A 17,752-nucleotide genomic window follows, 5' to 3' on the forward strand; every position below is an offset into this window, starting at 1 on the left:
TAAGGAGCCAATCACATGGCACGTTTCTTCCGTCGTCGTAAATTCTGCCGCTTCACCGCTGAAGACGTGAAAGAGATCGATTACAAAGATCTCAACACTCTGAAAGCCTACGTATCCGAGACCGGCAAAATCGTTCCAAGCCGTATCACCGGTACCAAAGCTCGTTATCAGCGTCAGCTGGCCACCGCTATCAAGCGCGCCCGCTTCCTGGCCCTGCTGGCCTACACCGACAGCCACGGCCGCTGAGACCAGGCAGTCGACGAGTAGTAAGGGATTGAATGCATGCGCGCCTTAGCTGAGTTCATCATGCGCGGTCGTATGCAGGCCACTCTGGTAGTGGCTGGATGCGCGGCATTGCCGTTGTTGTATTGGTTGGGTGCTGCCGCCGGGAGTCTTGTACTCCTGCGGCGCGGATTGAGGGACGCCTTGGGCGTTCTTGCTCTGGGACTGCTGCCGGCCTTGCTCTGGTGGCTGTATTCCGCAGACCCTCGTGCAGTCATGGTACTGCTGGGGACTTCGGCGCTGGCGTTGGTGTTGCGCGCTAGCGAATCCTGGAACCGCGTGCTGCTGGTCAGCATAGCGATAGGCGTGGTGTTTTCAGTGGTGCTCGGGGTGGCTTTCGCCCCCCAGATCGAGATGCTGTCGCAGGCTTTGATAAAAATCCTGCCCGAGGCGCTCGGTGATCTCTACCAGCAGATGTCGGTAGAAGAGCAGGCGCGTTTCGCGTCCCTGATCGCCCCCGTCCTGACCGGACTGATTGCGGCCTTGTTGCAAATCGTCAGTGTGCTGAGCCTGGTTATCGGGCGCTACTGGCAGGCGTTGTTGTACAACCCGGGTGGTTTTGGTCGCGAGTTTCGCGCCATCCGTTTCCCGCTTGGGCTGGCGATGTTGCTGTTGGCGGGCATGCTTCTGGGGCCGAACTTCGGTCCGCAGATGGCGATGCTCACGCCGTTGTGCAGTGTACCGCTGGTCTTTGCCGCCCTGGCCCTGATTCACGGGCTGGTGGCGCAAAAGCGACTGGCCAGGTTCTGGCTGGTGGGGTTGTACGTCACGTTGTTGCTGTTCATGCAGCTGATCTATCCGTTGCTGGTGGTCTTGGCCATCGTCGACAGCCTGATTGATTTTCGCGGTCGTATGGCGCCGAAAGACGCCGACAACGCGAACGGTGAAGGTTAAAAGTTAGAGGATTTTCACATGCAACTGATCCTTCTGGAAAAAATCGCCAACCTGGGCAACCTGGGCGATAAAGTAAACGTTAAGGCCGGCTACGGTCGTAACTACCTGCTGCCTTTCGGCAAAGCCACCGCTGCGACCGCTGCCAACCTGGCTGCGTTCGAAGAGCGTCGCGCTGAGCTGGAAAAAGCCGCCGCAGACCGTAAAGCATCGGCTGAAAGCCGTGCTGCCCAACTGGCCGAGCTGGAAGTGACCATCACTGCCACCGCTGGCGACGAAGGCAAGCTGTTCGGTTCGATCGGTACTCACGACATCGCTGACGCACTGACCGCCTCCGGCGTTGAAGTTGCGAAAAGCGAAGTTCGTCTGCCGAACGGCACCATCCGCAACGTAGGTGAATTCGACGTAGCCGTGCACCTGCACGCCGAAGTTGAAGCCACCGTACGCGTTGTCGTGGTAGCAGCCTAAGCAACACCTGTCGGCTGGCACCCTCGGGTGCTTGCCGGTAACATCGGGCACGATCCTGTTTACAGGTCGTGCCCTTTGTCTTTCTGCAATTCCTGATTTTCATAACCAGACGTGGCCATGAACGAAATCACCGCCCCCGAGCAATACGATCTGCAAACCGCTGCCCTGAAGGTGCCTCCGCATTCCATCGAGGCCGAACAGGCCGTGCTGGGCGGCCTGATGTTGGATAACAACGCCTGGGAACGTGTGCTCGATCAAGTCTCCGATGGCGATTTCTACCGGCATGACCACCGCCTGATTTTCCGTGCGATCGCCCGTCTGGCCGATCAGAACATGCCGATCGACGTCGTGACCCTGGCCGAGCAATTGGACAAGGAAGGGCAGACGTCCCAGGTCGGCGGCCTGGGTTACCTGGGTGAACTGGCGAAAAACACGCCGTCGGTCGCCAACATCAAGGCTTATGCCCAGATCGTGCGCGAGCGGGCGACCTTGCGCCAGTTGATCGGCATCAGCACCGAGATCGCCGACAGCGCCTTCAACCCGGAAGGCCGCACCGCCGCCGAGATCCTTGACGAAGCCGAGCGGCAGATCTTCCAGATCGCCGAGGCCCGGCCGAAAACCGGCGGCCCGGTGAGCGTCAACGACCTGCTGACCAAGGCCATCGACCGCATCGACACCTTGTTCAACACCGACAACGCCATCACCGGCCTGTCCACCGGTTACACCGACCTCGACGAGAAGACCAGCGGCCTGCAACCGTCCGACCTGATCATCGTCGCCGGCCGACCGTCCATGGGTAAGACCACCTTTGCGATGAACCTGGTGGAAAACGCCGTGCTGCGCAGCGACAAGGCGGTGCTGGTGTACTCCCTCGAAATGCCAGGCGAATCGCTGATCATGCGTATGCTCTCGTCCCTGGGGCGTATCGACCAGACCAAGGTCCGTTCCGGCCAACTGGAAGACGACGACTGGCCGCGCCTCACCTCGGCGGTCAACCTGCTCAACGACCGCAAGCTGTTCATCGACGATACGGCCGGTATCAGCCCGTCGGAAATGCGCGCCCGGACCCGGCGCCTGGTGCGTGAGCACGGCGACATTGCGCTGATCATGATCGACTACCTGCAATTGATGCAGATCCCCGGTTCCAGCGGCGACAACCGGACCAACGAGATTTCCGAGATCTCCCGTTCCCTCAAGGCCCTGGCCAAGGAATTCAACTGCCCGGTGGTGGCCCTGTCCCAGTTGAACCGTTCCCTGGAACAGCGCCCCAACAAACGTCCGGTGAACTCCGACTTGCGGGAATCCGGAGCGATCGAGCAGGACGCCGACGTGATCATGTTCGTCTACCGGGACGAGGTGTATCACCCCGAGACCGAACACAAGGGCATCGCCGAAATCATCATCGGCAAGCAGCGGAACGGCCCGATCGGCTTTATCCGCCTGGCGTTCATCGGCAAATACACGCGTTTCGAAAACCTGGCGCCGGGTAGCTACAATTTTGATGATGACGAATAACCTGTTCGGCATTTCATGAGGCTAACCCCTTTCCCAAAAGGGTGTGCTTCTCCTGTGGGAGCGAGCTTGCTCGCGATAGCGGTGTAACTGTCGGCACATGCATTGAATGGGCTGGCCCCTTCGCGAGCAAGCTCGCTCCCACATTGGGTTTGCAGTGCGCCACTAATTTCCGACCATAGCCGTCGGAATTGATCAAATTTTGTGCTATATTCCGCGCCCGCGATTTTTCATCCTTTATACCGGTCATCGACATGCAAGCAGCCAAGCCGTTATTTGACTATCCCAAGTACTGGGCCGAATGTTTCGGCCCGGCGCCGTTCCTGCCCATGAGCAGGGAGGAGATGGATCAGCTCGGCTGGGATTCGTGCGACATCATCATCGTGACCGGTGATGCCTACGTCGATCACCCGTCGTTCGGCATGGCGATCATTGGCCGTCTGCTGGAAGCCCAGGGCTTCCGTGTCGGGATCATTGCCCAGCCAAACTGGCAGTCCAAAGACGACTTCATGAAGCTTGGCGAGCCCAACCTGTTTTTCGGTGTCGCGGCCGGCAACATGGACTCGATGATCAACCGCTACACCGCCGACAAGAAAATCCGCTCCGACGACGCCTACACCCCGGGTGGTTTGGCGGGCAAGCGGCCGGACCGTGCGAGCCTGGTCTACAGCCAGCGCTGCAAGGAAGCCTACAAGCATGTACCGATCGTGCTCGGCGGCATCGAAGCGTCCCTGCGCCGCATCGCTCACTACGATTACTGGCAAGACCGGGTGCGCAACTCGATCCTGATCGACGCCTGCGCCGACATCCTGCTCTACGGTAACGCCGAGCGGGCGATTGTCGAAGTCGCCCAGCGCCTGTCCTATGGCCACAAGATCGAAGACATCACCGATGTGCGCGGCACTGCGTTTATCCGTCGTGACACGCCGCAAGGCTGGTACGAAGTCGACTCCACGCGCATCGACCGCCCGGGCAAGATCGACAAGATCATCAACCCGTACGTCAACACCCAGGACACTCAGGCCTGCGCCATCGAGCAGGAAAAAGGTCCGGTTGAAGACCCGAGCGAAGCCAAGGTCGTGCAGATCCTGGCAAGCCCGAAAATGACCCGCGACAAGACCGTGATTCGCCTGCCATCGGTGGAAAAGGTCCGTGGCGACGCGGTGCTCTACGCCCACGCCAACCGCGTGCTGCACCTGGAAACCAACCCGGGCAACGCCCGTGCGCTGGTGCAGAAGCACGGCGAAGTCGATGTCTGGTTCAACCCGCCGCCCATTCCGATGACCACTGAAGAAATGGACTACGTGTTTGGCATGCCTTACGCACGTGTTCCCCATCCGGCGTACGGCAAGGAAAAGATCCCGGCCTACGAGATGATCCGTTTCTCGGTGAACATCATGCGCGGTTGCTTTGGTGGCTGCACCTTCTGCTCGATCACCGAGCACGAAGGCCGGATCATCCAGAACCGTTCCGAAGAGTCGATCATTCGCGAGATCGAAGAGATCCGCGACAAGGTTCCAGGTTTCACTGGGGTGATTTCCGACCTCGGCGGGCCGACCGCGAACATGTACCGCATTGCCTGCAAGAGCCCGGAAATCGAATCCGCGTGTCGCAAGCCGTCCTGTGTGTTCCCTGGCATCTGCCCTAACCTCAATACCGACCATTCTTCGCTGATCCAGCTGTACCGCAGCGCCCGGGCCTTGCCTGGGGTGAAGAAGATCCTGATCGCTTCTGGCCTGCGCTACGACCTGGCGGTCGAGTCGCCGGAATACGTCAAGGAGCTGGTGACCCACCACGTCGGCGGTTACCTGAAGATCGCCCCGGAACACACCGAGGAAGGTCCGCTCAACCAGATGATGAAGCCGGGCATCGGCAGCTATGACAAGTTCAAGCGGATGTTCGAGAAGTACACCAAGGAAGCCGGGAAAGAGCAGTACCTGATTCCGTACTTCATCGCCGCCCACCCGGGCACCACCGACGAAGACATGATGAACCTGGCGCTGTGGCTCAAGGGCAACGGCTTCCGGGCCGACCAGGTGCAGGCGTTCTATCCGTCGCCGATGGCCACCGCCACCGCCATGTATCACTCGGGCAAGAATCCGCTGCGCAAGGTCACCTACAAGAGCGACGGGGTGACCATCGTCAAGAGCGAGGAGCAGCGCCGCCTGCACAAGGCTTTCCTGCGGTATCACGACCCGAAAGGCTGGCCGATGCTGCGCGAAGCGCTGACCCGCATGGGCCGCGCCGACCTGATCGGACCGGGCAAGAACCAGTTGATTCCGTTGCACCAGCCGGCCACCGACAGCTACCAGAGCGCCCGTCGCAAGAACTCGACGCCAGCTGGTAGCCACAAGGTGGGCAAGGAAACCACCAAGATCCTGACCCAGCACACCGGCCTGCCGCCGCGGGCCAGCGACGGTGGCAACCCATGGGACAAGCGCGAGCAGGCCAAGGCCGCGGCATTCGCCCGCAACCAGCAAGCCGCCAAGGAACGCAAGGATGCCGCCAAGGGCAAGGGACCGAAACCAGCGCGCAAGCCCGTCGTGCCGCGCTGATCGCCCTGCCGCCTCGCAAAACGCCAGCCTTGAGTGCTGGCGTTTTGCTTTCTAGCGGCGGTGCTGGCCGTTTGTTATCGTGGCGCCCGCATAGCCTTTGTGGCGAGGGAGCTTGCTCCCGCTGGGCTGCGAAGCGGCCCCAAACAATCCCATACAAGGTTTCCAGCTAGACCGTGCCGCCCGGTTTACGACGGCTTCGCCGCCGAGCGGGAGCAAGCTCCCTCGCCACAGTATTGTGTGTGGATAAAGACTTACTTTTTCCGATTCTCAAGGACGATTCATATGAGCACTCCGTTACCCGGCATCGGCATGGACAACAGCATCTCCCAAATGATGGCCCGCCGCCGCATTGAAAGCCAAATCAACCTGCCACGCCTGTTTGCCTCCATTGATGCCGATCCGAGTATCGTCGGTGCAGGCGTGGTGTATATCGACGCCGAGTTCAATGTAGTGACCCTGCGTGAGTTCAAGCCGATCTGCAGCATCAAGCCCAAGCGGATCATTTTGCGCGAGGCGCAGAAATACATCGCGCCGGCTCAGTTCGCTCAGCAGGTCCAGGACAATCCACGGGAATCGCGATTGGTCGGCGAAGCGATCAATACGTCCTTGTCGTGCGCGGGGGCCGTTATCGGTTGGGTCGTGGTCCTCAGCGGTTCTGTAGCTATCCCATTTTCAGCAGGGGCCAGCACCGCGATCGCTGTGTTGGGTTATACCGCCGCCGCGGCCAGCACTGCGCAATGTTTTGCGAGCGGTTATCGCATGCGCAATGAAATCAGTAACCCGGCACTAAACGATCAGCTCGACAGTGAGGCCTGGTACCAGAACACCATGATTGTGCTGGATGCTGCGGCGTTGGTTGGGGTCGGGGCATCGTCGCTGACGACTCTCAAACTGGTCAGGTTGAATAAAGCTGCCACGGGCAAAAGTGTGAGGGAGGTGCTCCGGGGTCTGAACCGACAGGAGCGAGCAAAACTGACCAAAGAATTGCTGAGTATCCAAGACCCTCGCCTGACCTCCAAACTGCTCAAACTCAAGCAGTTGTCTGGCGAGCTACCCAAGCGCTTTACGCCCACTCAAGTCAGGCATGCCACCGTCACACAGATTCGGGATGCCCTGGGAGCCGCCATCGGCTTCACTGGAAGCGCGATTTCCGGGAATGTCCGGACCATTGCAGTGGGGTTGTACGAGGAGATCGAAGAATGAATGGACAGCCCAATGTTCGGGTTTTTCTCATCCAATATTTTCCGGTCTTCATGGGCGCGATATTTGCGTCGGTCTTCGCTCTGGTTTTTGCTGTTCCCCTTTTTTTTGAAAGTTATTTTCAAGATCTTTCATTGGCGGATAACGTGAAGTGGTCTTTTTTTGGGGGCGTCGCGCTTACGCTTGTCATCGTGCATTGCAACTTCATGATTGCTCGTGGGCGCCCCGTTTGGATGTGGCCGATGGTTGGAGTCTTGGGGCTGTGTTTTTTTGGCGTCCTGCCCACGATCGCTTATCGGCCTGATAGGTTGATTTACAGTTTGAGCCTGCTGTTCCCGTTGCTTGCGTTGCTGCTGCTCAACAGCAGACGCCACCGGGAGATGCGCGGCAAACTGGTAGAAGTCCGCCGTCAGCGCGAACTCATCATCCAGGCCGCCAAGGCCCCACGCCCGCGCCGTTGAGTCGATTCGCACGGCCAGCGCCGCATTTATGTGCATTGCGTTGCAGATGAATTCGGGCATCGCGCGTTTTTAGTGCTCTACTGCCTTGAGTAGACAAAGAAAGTGTCCGGCCTGCCTGCATGGCATAAGTCTTGCGCCGCTTTCGTTACCGCTCAGGCTCGCAGGAGGCACGTCGTGTCGATCCATGTCGCATTGCATCACGTCACGCATTACCGCTACGACCGCGCGGTCGAACTCGGCCCGCAGATCGTTCGCCTGCGCCCGGCGGCCCACAGCCGCACGCGGATCCTTTCCTATGCGCTGAAGGTTTCGCCCGAGCAGCATTTCATCAACTGGCAGCAGGACCCCCAGGGCAATTACCTGGCGCGGTTGGTGTTTCCCGAGAAAACCCGGGAGATGCGGATCGAAGTCGACCTGCTGGCGGAAATGGCGGTGTTCAATCCGTTCGACTTCTTCCTCGAGCCCTACGCCGAGAAGATTCCGTTCGCCTACGCGGCTGACGAACGCAAGGAGCTGGCGCCTTACCTGGAAACCCTGCCATTGACGCCGAAGTTCCAGGCCTATCTGGAGGGCATTGACCGCACGCCATTGCCGGCGGTGGATTTCCTGGTGGCGCTCAACCAGCGCCTGAGCGAAGACATCAACTACCTGATCCGCATGGAGCCCGGTGTCCAGACCCCGGAGCACACCCTTGAGCACGCGTCCGGCTCGTGCCGCGACTCGGCGTGGCTGTTGGTCCAGTTGCTGCGAAACCTCGGCTTGGCCGCGCGGTTTGTCTCCGGTTACCTGATCCAGTTGACCGCTGACGTGAAGAGCCTCGATGGCCCGTCCGGCACCGACGTGGATTTCACCGACCTGCATGCCTGGTGCGAGGTCTACCTGCCCGGTGCCGGCTGGATCGGCCTGGATGCGACCTCTGGGTTGTTCGCCGGTGAAGGACACATTCCGTTGGCCTGTAGTCCCGATCCGTCCTCGGCGGCACCGATCAGCGGCCTGGTGGAACCGTGCGAGTGCGAGTTCAGCCACGAAATGTCCGTCGAGCGGGTCTGGGAAGCGCCGCGGGTAACCAAGCCTTACACCGATGCGCAATGGCTGGCGATCCAGGCCCTGGGGCGGCAGATCGATGCCGACCTGCTGGAGGGCGACGTGCGCCTGACCATGGGGGGCGAACCGACCTTTGTCTCCATCGATGACCCGGACGGCGCCGAGTGGAACACCGCGGCACTTGGGCCGGACAAGCGCCGGCTCTCCGCCGAGCTGTTCCAGCGCATGCGCAACCACTACGCGCCCAAGGGGCTGGTGCATTTCGGCCAGGGCAAGTGGTACCCCGGCGAGCAGTTGCCGCGCTGGTCGCTGAATTGTTATTGGCGGCGCGACGGGGTGCCGATCTGGCACAACAGCGCGTTGATCGCCGACGAACAGCAAGATTACGGCGCCGATGGCGAACTCGCTGGACGCTTCCTGGCAAGTGTTGCCGAGCGTTTAAAAATTCCTGCGCGGTTCGTGTTCCCGGCCTACGAAGATAATTTCTATTACCTCTGGCGCGAAGGTGCGTTGCCTTCGAACGTCACGGCCGAGGACCCGCGCCTGGAGGATGCCTTGGAGCGTGCGCGGTTGCGCAAGGTCTTCAGCCAGGGCCTGGACAAGGTCATCGGCCAAGTCCTGCCGTTGGCCCGCACCGCCAAGGGCGATCAATGGCAAAGCGGTCGCTGGTACCTGCGGGACAACCACTGTCGTCTGGTGCCGGGGGATTCGCCCCTGGGCTATCGTTTGCCGCTGGCGTCCCAGCCTTGGGTGACGGCGGCCGAGTACCCGTTCATCCATCCCACCGACCCGAACCAGGACTTGCCCGAACTGCCCGGCACCGAGCAGTTGGCGCGTCACGGCGAGTCGGCGGCCGAGCAGGAGCGTGTCCCGGAGATCGACAAATCCGCCGACTGGCTGACCCGCACCGCCTTCTGTGCCGAGGCCCGCGAAGGTCGGCTTTATCTGTTCATGCCGCCGCTGGAGCGGGTCGAGGATTACCTGGAGTTGGTCAGTGCCATCGAGGCGACGGCTGAGGAGCTGCACTGTCCGGTGCTGTTGGAGGGCTACGAGCCGCCAAGCGACCCGCGCCTGAGCAATTTCCGCATCACCCCCGACCCTGGTGTGATCGAGGTCAACGTGCAGCCCTCGGCAAGCTGGGATGAGCTGGTCGAACGCACTGAGTTTTTGTACGAAGAAGCGCGACAGACCCGGCTGACCACCGAGAAATTCATGATCGATGGCCGGCACACCGGCACCGGTGGCGGTAACCATTTCGTACTGGGTGGCGCGACACCGGCGGATTCACCGTTTCTGCGGCGTCCCGACCTGCTGCGCAGCCTGATCAGTTACTGGCATAACCACCCGTCGTTGTCCTACTTGTTTTCCGGATTGTTCATCGGCCCGACGTCCCAGGCGCCCCGCGTGGACGAGGCGCGCAACGACGCGTTGTACGAACTGGAAATCGCCTTCGCGCAAATGCCCCAGCCCGGCGAGGAATGCCCGCCGTGGTTGGTGGACCGCTTGCTGCGCAACCTGTTGATCGACGTGACCGGCAACACCCACCGTGCCGAATTCTGCGTCGACAAGCTCTATTCACCGGACGGCGCCACCGGGCGTCTCGGCCTGTTGGAGTTGCGTGCCTTCGAGATGCCGCCCCACGCCCGCATGAGCCTGGCCCAGCAGTTACTGCTGCGGGCGCTGGTGGCGCGGTTCTGGCGCGAGCCGTATGCGCCGGCGAAACTGGCGCGTTGGGGCACCGAGCTGCATGACCGTTTCCTGTTGCCGCACTTTATCGAGCAGGATTTTGCCGACGTCATCCACGAACTGAACGCCGTCGGCTACCCGCTGCGGGCCGAGTGGTTCGCCGCGCACCTGGAGTTCCGTTTTCCCAAGGTGGGCGATTACGCGGTCAACGGTATCGAGCTGCAGTTGCGCCAAGCCCTGGAACCTTGGCATGTGCTGGGAGAAGAGGGCGCGGTGGGCGGTACCGTGCGTTATGTGGATTCGTCCCTGGAGCGTTTGCAGGTCAAGCTCAGCGGTCTGGCGCCGCAACGCTATCTGCTGACCTGCAACGGTGTTGCGGTGCCGTTGCAACCGACCGGTCGGGTCGGCGAGTTCGTCGCCGGGGTGCGGTTCCGCGCCTGGCAACCGGCCAACTGCCTGCAACCGACCATCCCGGTGCATGCGCCGTTGGTTTTCGACGTGCTCGACACCTGGATGCAACGTTCCGTGGGCGGCTGCCAGTATCACGTGGCCCATCCGGGCGGGCGCAACTATGACAGCTTGCCGGTGAATGCCAACGAGGCTGAGAGCCGGCGGATGGCGCGCTTCTTCCGGCTCGGCCATACGCCGGGGAAACTGCCGATACCGAGCCTGGCGGTGGATGACGAGTTTCCGCTCACGCTCGATCTGAGGCGATTTCAGGGGGCCTCAAAAAAATAAATAAACCCGTGGCGAGGGAGCTTGCTCCCGCTCGGTTGCGCAGCGACCGTAAAATCTTGGGGCTGCTGCGCAACCCAGCGGGAGCAAGCTCCCTCGCCACATTGATTGCAGTCTCAAAGCCCAGGTCGGATCCAACACAAACACACCTATCCGGGCGTCATGCGCTTGCGCTAGTCTCACCTTTCATTGCTGTCTGCCGAGCTTTCCATGCCTGACCTGCTTGACCGTTACCCGCTGACGACGGGCACCTATCACGAATTGCTGGACGACAGCGGTGCGGTGCGTGCGCACTGGCGGCGGCTGTTCGACCAGCTGCAGCGCAGCACGCCGGCCCAGCTGTTGCAGCGTCAGGCCCTGCTGGCCCGGCAGATCCAGGAAAACGGCGTGACCTACAACGTCTACGCCGATCCGAAAGGCGCCGACCGGCCATGGGAACTGGACCTGCTGCCCCACGTGATCGACCCGCAGGAATGGAAGCATCTGCAAGCTGGGATTGCCCAGCGTGCGCGACTGCTCAATGCGGTGCTGGCCGACCTGTATGGGCCGCAGCGGCTGATCAGTGAAGGGTTGTTGCCGGCGGAGTTGGTCTTCGGGCACAACAATTTCCTCTGGCCTTGCCAGGGCATCGCGCCGCCGGACGGCAGCTTCCTGCACTTGTATGCGGTGGATCTGGCACGCACGCCCGATGGTCGCTGGTGGGTCACGGCGGACCGGACCCAGGCGCCTTCGGGGGCCGGGTATGCGCTGGAAAATCGCACGATCGTTTCCCGCGCCTTCCCCGACTTGTACCGCGACCTCAAGGTGCGGCACCTGTCCGGTTTTTTCCGCACCTTGCAGGAAACCCTGGCGCGACAGGCGCCCAGCGACGGCGAGTCGCCGCTGGTGGTGCTGTTGACACCGGGGCGGTTCAACGAAAGCTATTTCGAGCATCTTTACCTGGCGCGCCAACTGGGTTATCCGCTGGTGGAAGGCGGCGACCTGACCGTCCGCGATGCCACGGTCTATCTCAAGACCCTCAGCGGCCTGCGCCGGGTCCATGCCATCATGCGTCGGCTCGACGACGATTTCTGCGATCCCTTGGAGCTGCGCACCGATTCGGCCCTCGGCGTGCCGGGCTTGCTCGAAGCGGTGCGCCAGGGCCGGGTGCTGGTAGCCAATGCCCTGGGCAGTGGCGTGCTGGAGTCGCCGGGCCTGCTGGGGTTCCTGCCGAAGATCAACCAGTACCTGTTCGGCGAAGAACTGCTGCTGCCGTCCATCGCCACCTGGTGGTGCGGCGAGCCGCCGGTGCTGGCCCAGGCCCTGGAAAAATTGCCGCACTTGTTGATCAAGCCGGCGTTTCCTTCCCAGAGTTTCAGCCCGGTGTTCGGTCGCGACCTGAGCGAGGCGCAGCGCGCCCAACTGGCGGCGCGCATGCAGGCACGGCCCTATGCCTATGTCGCCCAGGAACTGGCGCAGCTGTCCCAGGCGCCGGTGTGGCAGGCCGACGATGGCCAGATCCAGCCGAGGGCAATCGGCATGCGCATGTATGCCGTGTCCGGGAAAGACGATTATCGGGTCCTGCCGGGTGGCCTGACCCGGGTGGCCGCCGAGGCCGACGCCGAAGTGGTGTCGATGCAGCGCGGCGGCGCCAGCAAGGACACCTGGGTGCTGAGTGAACAGGCCCCCGGCGGTGAACAATGGAAGGCCCAGCGAACCGTAGGGGTTCATGACCTGGTTCGACGTGATCCGTACCTGCCTTCGCGGGTGGTGGAAAACCTGTTCTGGTTCGGCCGCTACTGCGAGCGTTGCGATGGCAGCGCGCGGTTGCTGCGGATCATGCTGGCGCGTTATGTCGACGGCGATGATCCGCAGGCCTTGGAATCGGCGGTGGCCTTGGGCGAAAGCCTGATGCTGCTGCCCGAAGAGGGTGAGCTGCCCGAGCGTTTGCTGGCGGCGCTGCTGGGGGACGACTGGTCGTTCAGCCTGCGTTCCAACCTCCAGCGTTTGCAGTGGGCCGCCTCGCAGGTGCGCGGCAAGCTGTCCCGGGAGAACTGGCAGGCGCTGGTGGAGTTGCAGCGCGAAGCCATGGAGCTGGAAACCGAGGAAGCGGATTTCGGCGAGTTGCTGGACTTCCTCAATCGGTTGGTGATGTCCCTGGCGGCGCTGTCCGGCTTCGCCCTGGACGACATGACCCGCGACGAAGGCTGGCGCTTCCTGATGATCGGCCGGCGCCTGGAGCGCCTGCAGTTCCTCAGCAGCAGCCTGGCGGCGTTCCTGCGCAGCGATGCGGTCTTCGACCAGGCCGGGCTGGAGTGGTTGCTGGAACTGGGTAACAGCAGCATCACCTACCGCTCGCGCTATTTGGCGGTGGCCCAGTTGATCCCGGTGCTGGACTTGCTGCTGCTGGACGAACAGAACCCCCACGCGGTGCTTTTCCAGTTGAAACTGGTGGCCCGCACCCTCAAGCGTTTGAACGATGATTTCGCCGCGCCCCGGGAAACCGCGTTGCCGGAACTGGTCGCACGCCTGTCACGCTTTGACCTGCGTTGCCTGGAGAACCCGTTGTTCGGTGAAGCCAGCCTGCGCGCCGCACTCGATGGGCTGGCCGACCTGTTGCAGGAAGTGGCCGATGTCAGCGGCCAGGTGTCCGATCGCCTGGCCTTGCGTCATTTCGCCCATGTCGATGATGTCAGCCAACGCACGGTGTCCGTCTGATGAACGCCTGTTACCAGATTCTCCACGACACCCATTACCACTACGACAGCCCGGTGTCCCTGGCCCAGCAGCTTGCCCATCTGTGGCCACGGGCCTGTGATTGGCAGCGTTGTACTGAGCGGCAGTTGCTCATCAGTCCGGAACCGACGACCCGGCGCGATGAACAGGATGTGTTCGGCAATCCGCTGACCCGCCTGGCCTTCGAGCGGCCCCATGACGAGCTGTTGGTCAATGCGCGCCTGAGCGTCGAGGTGCTGGCCCGCCCCGAGCTGGATTTCAACCTGTCCCCGGCCTGGGAGTCGACTTGTAATGCGCTGACCTACACGGGCCGGCCATTGGCGGCGCCATTGCTGGAGGCGTGCCGTTACCGTTTCGAGTCACCCTACGTGCACCTCAAGCGCAGCTTCGTTGAATTTTCCGAGAGCTGCTTTGTGCCCGGGCGACCGCTGATGGTGGGCGTTCGAGCGTTGATGGAGAAGATCTTCGAGGAATTCACCTTCGATGCCGAGGCAACCCAGGTGGCGACGCCGCTGGTGGAGGTGCTGGAGCGGCGACGGGGCGTTTGCCAGGACTTCGCCCACTTGATGCTGGCCTGCGTGCGCTCTCGCGGCTTGGCGGCACGTTACGTCAGCGGCTACCTGCTGACCCAGCCACCGCCCGGCCAGCCCCGGCTGATTGGCGCCGATGCGTCCCATGCCTGGGTCTCGGTGTATTGCCCGGTATTGGGTTGGGTGGATTTCGACCCGACCAATAACGTACAGCCGGCGCTGGAACACATCACCTTGGCCTGGGGCCGGGATTTTTCCGATGTATCGCCGTTGCGCGGGGTGATCTTGGGGGGCGGTACGCATGATCCCGAAGTGCGGGTGACGGTGATGCCGCTGGAGTCATGAATCAATTGCCCAGTGAAATACCTGTGGCGAGGGAGCTTGCTCCCGCTCGGTTGCGCAGCAACCGCTCAAATACCTGGGGGGCCGCTACGCGGCCCAGCGGGAGCAAGCTCCCTCGCCACAGGAAACACTCATTAACAGCGAGTCCCGTTATGTTTCCGGTGTCCATCAAAGGCGTGCTGCAATCCCCCGAAGGCCTGGTTGTGCTGATGCTCAACGAGCGGGATGAGTGGGAGCTGCCCGGCGGGCGGATCGAGCTGGGCGAAACGGCGCCGCAATGCCTGGCACGGGAGATCGCCGAGGAGCTGGCGGTGGAAGTGAGCGTGGGGGAGCCGCTGGATTCGTACCTGTTCGAGGTCATTGCCGGCAAGCACGTCTTCATCTCCACGTACCGCTGCCAGTTGCTGGGCGGTTTCGTGCCGACCATCAGTCATGAGCACAAGGAGATCGGGCTGTTCGCGCCGGACCAATTGCCGGTGAACCTGCCTGCGGGTTATCGCCTGTCGATTATCAAGGCGCTGAGGTTGTGAGGGCCGGCAGCGAGGCTGCCGGTCCTGGACACAAAACCGGGGGGCCGGATCGGATCATCAGGCCCTGGGGGAGTCAGGCGTCGGGGGCCTGATCTTTCGGTGCATCGACATCATCGTCTGCCGCCACTTCACCCTCGGCATCGGGGTTCAGTGCTGCTTCATCGGCGGTTGCTTTCTTGCGCTGGAGCTTTTCCTCTTTCTTCTGCTCCTTGGCCAAGTCTCTCTGACGTTTGGCGAAGGAATAATTGGGTTTGGCCATGGGCGATCCTCTGGGGTCGAAGGTGAGGTTGAGCGGCGCATATTCTGCCCTGTATCGGGGCCGAGCCGTTAGCTGGGTTTTTGTTCGGCCCACTTTGGCTGCACGGACGGTTGCCATTCGTCCAAGGCATCGAGCAGGTTCTGCGGGGATTCGCTCACTTGCAGCATGTCACGATGGGGCGCGCGGACGAAGCCTTCGCCGACGATATGATCGAGAAAAGCGGTGAGCTTGCTGTAGAAACCGTTCACTTCCAGCAGCCCCAGCGGTTTGCCGTGGTAGCCAAGCTGGCCCCACGTCCAGACTTCGAACAACTCCTCCAGCGTGCCGAGGCCGCCGGGGAGGGCGATGAAGGCATCGCTGAGTTCAGCCATGCGCGCCTTGCGGGCGTGCATGCCGTCCACCACTTCCAGGCGGGTCAGGCCGCTGTGGCCGATCTCCTTGTCCTTCAGGCTTTGCGGGATGATGCCGATGACTTCGCCGCCGGCCGCCAGGGCCGCATCCGCGACAATCCCCATCAGGCCGACGGCCCCGCCGCCGTAGACCAGGGTCAGTTTTCGTTCCGCCAAGGCGCGGCCGAGGGCCTGCGCCGCTTCACGATACGCGTGATGGGTGCCAGTGCTGGCGCCGCAAAATACACAAACAGACGCGATGGACATGCTTTACTCCGTGGTCAGTCACCGCGCCAGAGTAAAGCCTGGCCTGTGTTGCGCAAAGGACTTAAACCTCGCGCCGGGGCTTTTCGTAGGTACCGCTGGCACCGCAGGCGTAGGCGGCGAGCAAGCTGCACAGCAGGCTATTGACGTTCATGATGATCGCTCCAGAAGATGATGGGCCTGATCATAGGGCCGTCTCATACTTCTGGCTGGTTGATTCTGTCCATCAGGCTGATAGGCTTAAGTTGTATACAATCTTTGACTCAGGTCATAGGAACTTGCCGGAAAATCAGGCAGTCTTTTCCTTTGACGGAATTTTGTTAACCATGCCTTGGAGATTCACGATGTTTGCCAAACTTGTAGCAGTATCCCTGTTGACACTGGCCAGCAGCCAACTGATGGCAGCGGAGTGCAAGACCACCATCGACTCGACCGACCAGATGTCCTTCAGCACCAAGGCCATCGAGATCGACAAGAGCTGCAAGACGTTCACCGTTGAGCTGACGCACTCGGGCAGCCTGCCGAAAAACGTCATGGGCCATAACTGGGTGCTGAGCAAAGAGGCTGACATGCAGCCGATTGCCACTGATGGTCTGAGCGCCGGTATCGACAAGAACTACCTCAAGGACGGTGATGTTCGTGTCATCGCCCACACCAAACTCATTGGGGCCAAGGAAACCGACTCGGTGACCTTCGACGTGTCGAAACTCAGCGCTTCGGAGAAGTACGGCTTTTTCTGCTCGTTCCCTGGCCACATCTCGATGATGAAAGGCACCGTTACCCTGAAGTAACCACCGCCTATCCTGTGGGAGCCGAGCTTGCTCGCGATGGCGTCAGCGCATTCAACATCCATGCAAGCTGACCCACCGCAATCGCGAGCAGGCTCGCTCCCACATTTTGAGCTTGATCCGACACAACTTTTGTATTCGATGAAGCCCCCCTGTGGGAGCCGAGCTTGCTCGCGATGGCGTCAGCGCATTCAACATCCATGCAAGCTGACCCACCGCAATCGCGAGCAGGCTCGCTCCCACAAGGGGAACTCTTCCCCCTGGCGGTGATTACGGGGCGTACGGCATCACGCGCTTGTGCTCGGTCTTGCGATAGGTGTCGCAAATGATTTTGGCTGCCTCTTCGCGAACCGGTTGGCCGTGCAGGAACGCATCGATCTCGGCGTAGGTCACGCCGTGGGAGGCTTCATCCGGCTTGCCGGGTGACAGGTCTTCAAGGTCGGCGGTGGGGACTTTTTCCACCAGCGATTCCGGCGCGCCAAAATCCCGGGCGATGGCCCGGACCTGGTTTTTCACCAGGCCGCTCAACGGTGCCAGGTCGCAGGCACCGTCACCGAACTTGGTGAAGAAACCCATGACCGCTTCAGCCGCATGGTCAGTACCGATCACCAGGCCCTGCTCAGCGCCGGCGATAGTGTACTGCGCCACCATGCGCATCCGCGCCTTGGTATTGCCTAGCACGAAATCCCGCGACACCGCCGCCTTGCCCTCGAACGCCGCGACTTGCTCGGCCAAGGCCTTGACCGCCGGGCCGATATTGACGGTATGGCGCTCGTCCGGGTCGATGAAGTCCACGCAGGCCTGGGCTTCATGTTCGTCGAACTGGGTTTCGTACGGCAGGCGCACGGCGATGAACTTGTAGGCCGCGTTGCCGGTTTTCTCCCGCAGTTCGCGCATGGCGCGTTGGGCCAGCAGCCCGGCGGTCAGCGAGTCGACGCCCCCGCTGATGCCCAGCACGAGGGACTTGAGCCCGGAATTGACCAGGCAATCCTGGATAAAGCTCACTCGCCGGGCGATTTCGGCCTTGAGGGCGGCGTCATTGGCGAACGGTGGCTGGACCTTGAGCTGTTCAGCAATCTCACGCTGTACGGCTTGCATGAA

General features: G+C 61.6%; 15 protein-coding genes. 12 read left to right on the top strand and 3 right to left on the bottom strand.

Annotated elements, in window-relative coordinates:
- Positions 1-15: 15 nt before the first annotated feature.
- The 11 genes from rpsR to ACLH0I_RS03930 all read left to right on the top strand — a co-directional run bounded on the left by rpsR (position 16) and on the right by ACLH0I_RS03930 (position 14,951).
- Positions 16-246 carry a 30S ribosomal protein S18 gene (gene rpsR / locus ACLH0I_RS03880; protein WP_002551829.1) on the top strand — a complete coding sequence of 77 codons (231 nt, stop codon included), beginning with the start codon at positions 16-18 and terminating at the stop codon, positions 244-246.
- Positions 247-282: 36 nt separating this feature from the next.
- A complete protein-coding gene (locus ACLH0I_RS03885) occupies positions 283-1,176 on the top strand; it encodes a hypothetical protein (RefSeq protein ID WP_024618455.1) in 894 nt (297 codons plus the stop codon).
- A gap of 18 nt (positions 1,177-1,194) precedes the next feature.
- Positions 1,195-1,641: a 50S ribosomal protein L9 gene (gene rplI / locus ACLH0I_RS03890; protein ID WP_003186385.1), complete on the top strand. Its 447-nt coding sequence runs from the start codon at positions 1,195-1,197 to the stop codon at positions 1,639-1,641.
- Between the two features lie 117 nt (positions 1,642-1,758).
- Positions 1,759-3,156: a replicative DNA helicase gene (gene dnaB, locus ACLH0I_RS03895; RefSeq protein WP_027911801.1), complete on the top strand. Its 1,398-nt coding sequence runs from the start codon at positions 1,759-1,761 to the stop codon at positions 3,154-3,156.
- 251 nt (positions 3,157-3,407) lie between these two features.
- Positions 3,408-5,708 carry a YgiQ family radical SAM protein gene (locus ACLH0I_RS03900; protein ID WP_411386345.1) on the top strand — a complete coding sequence of 767 codons (2,301 nt, stop codon included), beginning with the start codon at positions 3,408-3,410 and terminating at the stop codon, positions 5,706-5,708.
- Positions 5,709-5,990: 282 nt separating this feature from the next.
- The gene (locus ACLH0I_RS03905; RefSeq protein WP_250965606.1) at positions 5,991-6,911 is read left to right on the top strand and encodes an NAD synthetase; all 921 of its coding nucleotides are present in this window, start codon (positions 5,991-5,993) and stop codon (positions 6,909-6,911) included.
- Positions 6,908-7,369: a hypothetical protein gene (locus tag ACLH0I_RS03910; RefSeq protein ID WP_411386346.1), complete on the top strand. Its 462-nt coding sequence runs from the start codon at positions 6,908-6,910 to the stop codon at positions 7,367-7,369. Before ACLH0I_RS03905 ends, ACLH0I_RS03910 begins: the two co-directional genes overlap by 4 nt.
- A gap of 174 nt (positions 7,370-7,543) precedes the next feature.
- Entirely contained in the window at positions 7,544-10,837 is a 3,294-nt protein-coding gene (locus ACLH0I_RS03915) for a DUF2126 domain-containing protein (protein ID WP_411386347.1), read from the top strand.
- A gap of 207 nt (positions 10,838-11,044) precedes the next feature.
- Entirely contained in the window at positions 11,045-13,531 is a 2,487-nt protein-coding gene (locus tag ACLH0I_RS03920; RefSeq protein ID WP_411386348.1) for a circularly permuted type 2 ATP-grasp protein, read from the top strand.
- Positions 13,531-14,424, top strand: a complete 894-nt coding sequence (locus ACLH0I_RS03925; protein ID WP_411386349.1) for a transglutaminase family protein — start codon at positions 13,531-13,533, stop codon at positions 14,422-14,424. The genes ACLH0I_RS03920 and ACLH0I_RS03925 overlap by 1 nt, the downstream gene beginning before the upstream one ends.
- A gap of 149 nt (positions 14,425-14,573) precedes the next feature.
- Complete coding sequence (locus tag ACLH0I_RS03930; RefSeq protein WP_186707845.1) at positions 14,574-14,951, top strand: NUDIX hydrolase; 378 nt, start codon at positions 14,574-14,576, stop codon at positions 14,949-14,951.
- A 73-nt stretch (positions 14,952-15,024) separates the two neighbouring features.
- Here the strand turns inward: ACLH0I_RS03930 and ACLH0I_RS03935 are convergent, their stop codons facing one another.
- Entirely contained in the window at positions 15,025-15,210 is a 186-nt protein-coding gene (locus tag ACLH0I_RS03935) for a hypothetical protein (RefSeq protein ID WP_186707843.1), read from the bottom strand.
- A 68-nt stretch (positions 15,211-15,278) separates the two neighbouring features.
- A complete protein-coding gene (locus tag ACLH0I_RS03940; RefSeq protein ID WP_411386350.1) occupies positions 15,279-15,866 on the bottom strand; it encodes a TIGR00730 family Rossman fold protein in 588 nt (195 codons plus the stop codon).
- A 341-nt stretch (positions 15,867-16,207) separates the two neighbouring features.
- Between ACLH0I_RS03940 and azu the strand changes: the two genes are divergently transcribed.
- The gene (azu, locus tag ACLH0I_RS03945; protein WP_250965612.1) at positions 16,208-16,654 is read left to right on the top strand and encodes an azurin; all 447 of its coding nucleotides are present in this window, start codon (positions 16,208-16,210) and stop codon (positions 16,652-16,654) included.
- Between the two features lie 267 nt (positions 16,655-16,921).
- Here azu and nadE read toward each other — a convergent pair whose 3' ends face one another.
- Positions 16,922-17,749 carry an ammonia-dependent NAD(+) synthetase gene (gene nadE, locus ACLH0I_RS03950; protein WP_411386351.1) on the bottom strand — a complete coding sequence of 276 codons (828 nt, stop codon included), beginning with the start codon at positions 17,747-17,749 and terminating at the stop codon, positions 16,922-16,924.
- Positions 17,750-17,752: the final 3 nt, after the last annotated feature.

Origin of the sequence: Pseudomonas sp. MPB03, assembly GCF_046605385.1 — a bacterium.
Classification (GTDB): domain Bacteria; phylum Pseudomonadota; class Gammaproteobacteria; order Pseudomonadales; family Pseudomonadaceae; genus Aquipseudomonas; species Aquipseudomonas zanjanensis.

Excerpts from the sequence above, each read along its gene's own strand:
- rpsR (WP_002551829.1), top strand. The coding sequence starts at position 16 with ATGGCACGTTTCTTCCGTCGTCGTAAATTCTGCCGCTTCACCGCTGAA.
- ACLH0I_RS03885 (WP_024618455.1), top strand. The coding sequence starts at position 283 with ATGCGCGCCTTAGCTGAGTTCATCATGCGCGGTCGTATGCAGGCCACT.
- rplI (WP_003186385.1), top strand. The coding sequence starts at position 1,195 with ATGCAACTGATCCTTCTGGAAAAAATCGCCAACCTGGGCAACCTGGGC.
- dnaB (WP_027911801.1), top strand. The coding sequence starts at position 1,759 with ATGAACGAAATCACCGCCCCCGAGCAATACGATCTGCAAACCGCTGCC.
- ACLH0I_RS03900 (WP_411386345.1), top strand. The coding sequence starts at position 3,408 with ATGCAAGCAGCCAAGCCGTTATTTGACTATCCCAAGTACTGGGCCGAA.
- ACLH0I_RS03905 (WP_250965606.1), top strand. The coding sequence starts at position 5,991 with ATGAGCACTCCGTTACCCGGCATCGGCATGGACAACAGCATCTCCCAA.
- ACLH0I_RS03910 (WP_411386346.1), top strand. The coding sequence starts at position 6,908 with ATGAATGGACAGCCCAATGTTCGGGTTTTTCTCATCCAATATTTTCCG.
- ACLH0I_RS03920 (WP_411386348.1), top strand. The coding sequence starts at position 11,045 with ATGCCTGACCTGCTTGACCGTTACCCGCTGACGACGGGCACCTATCAC.
- ACLH0I_RS03925 (WP_411386349.1), top strand. The coding sequence starts at position 13,531 with ATGAACGCCTGTTACCAGATTCTCCACGACACCCATTACCACTACGAC.
- ACLH0I_RS03930 (WP_186707845.1), top strand. The coding sequence starts at position 14,574 with ATGTTTCCGGTGTCCATCAAAGGCGTGCTGCAATCCCCCGAAGGCCTG.
- ACLH0I_RS03935 (WP_186707843.1), bottom strand. The coding sequence starts at position 15,210 with ATGGCCAAACCCAATTATTCCTTCGCCAAACGTCAGAGAGACTTGGCC.
- ACLH0I_RS03940 (WP_411386350.1), bottom strand. The coding sequence starts at position 15,866 with ATGTCCATCGCGTCTGTTTGTGTATTTTGCGGCGCCAGCACTGGCACC.
- azu (WP_250965612.1), top strand. The coding sequence starts at position 16,208 with ATGTTTGCCAAACTTGTAGCAGTATCCCTGTTGACACTGGCCAGCAGC.
- nadE (WP_411386351.1), bottom strand. The coding sequence starts at position 17,749 with ATGCAAGCCGTACAGCGTGAGATTGCTGAACAGCTCAAGGTCCAGCCA.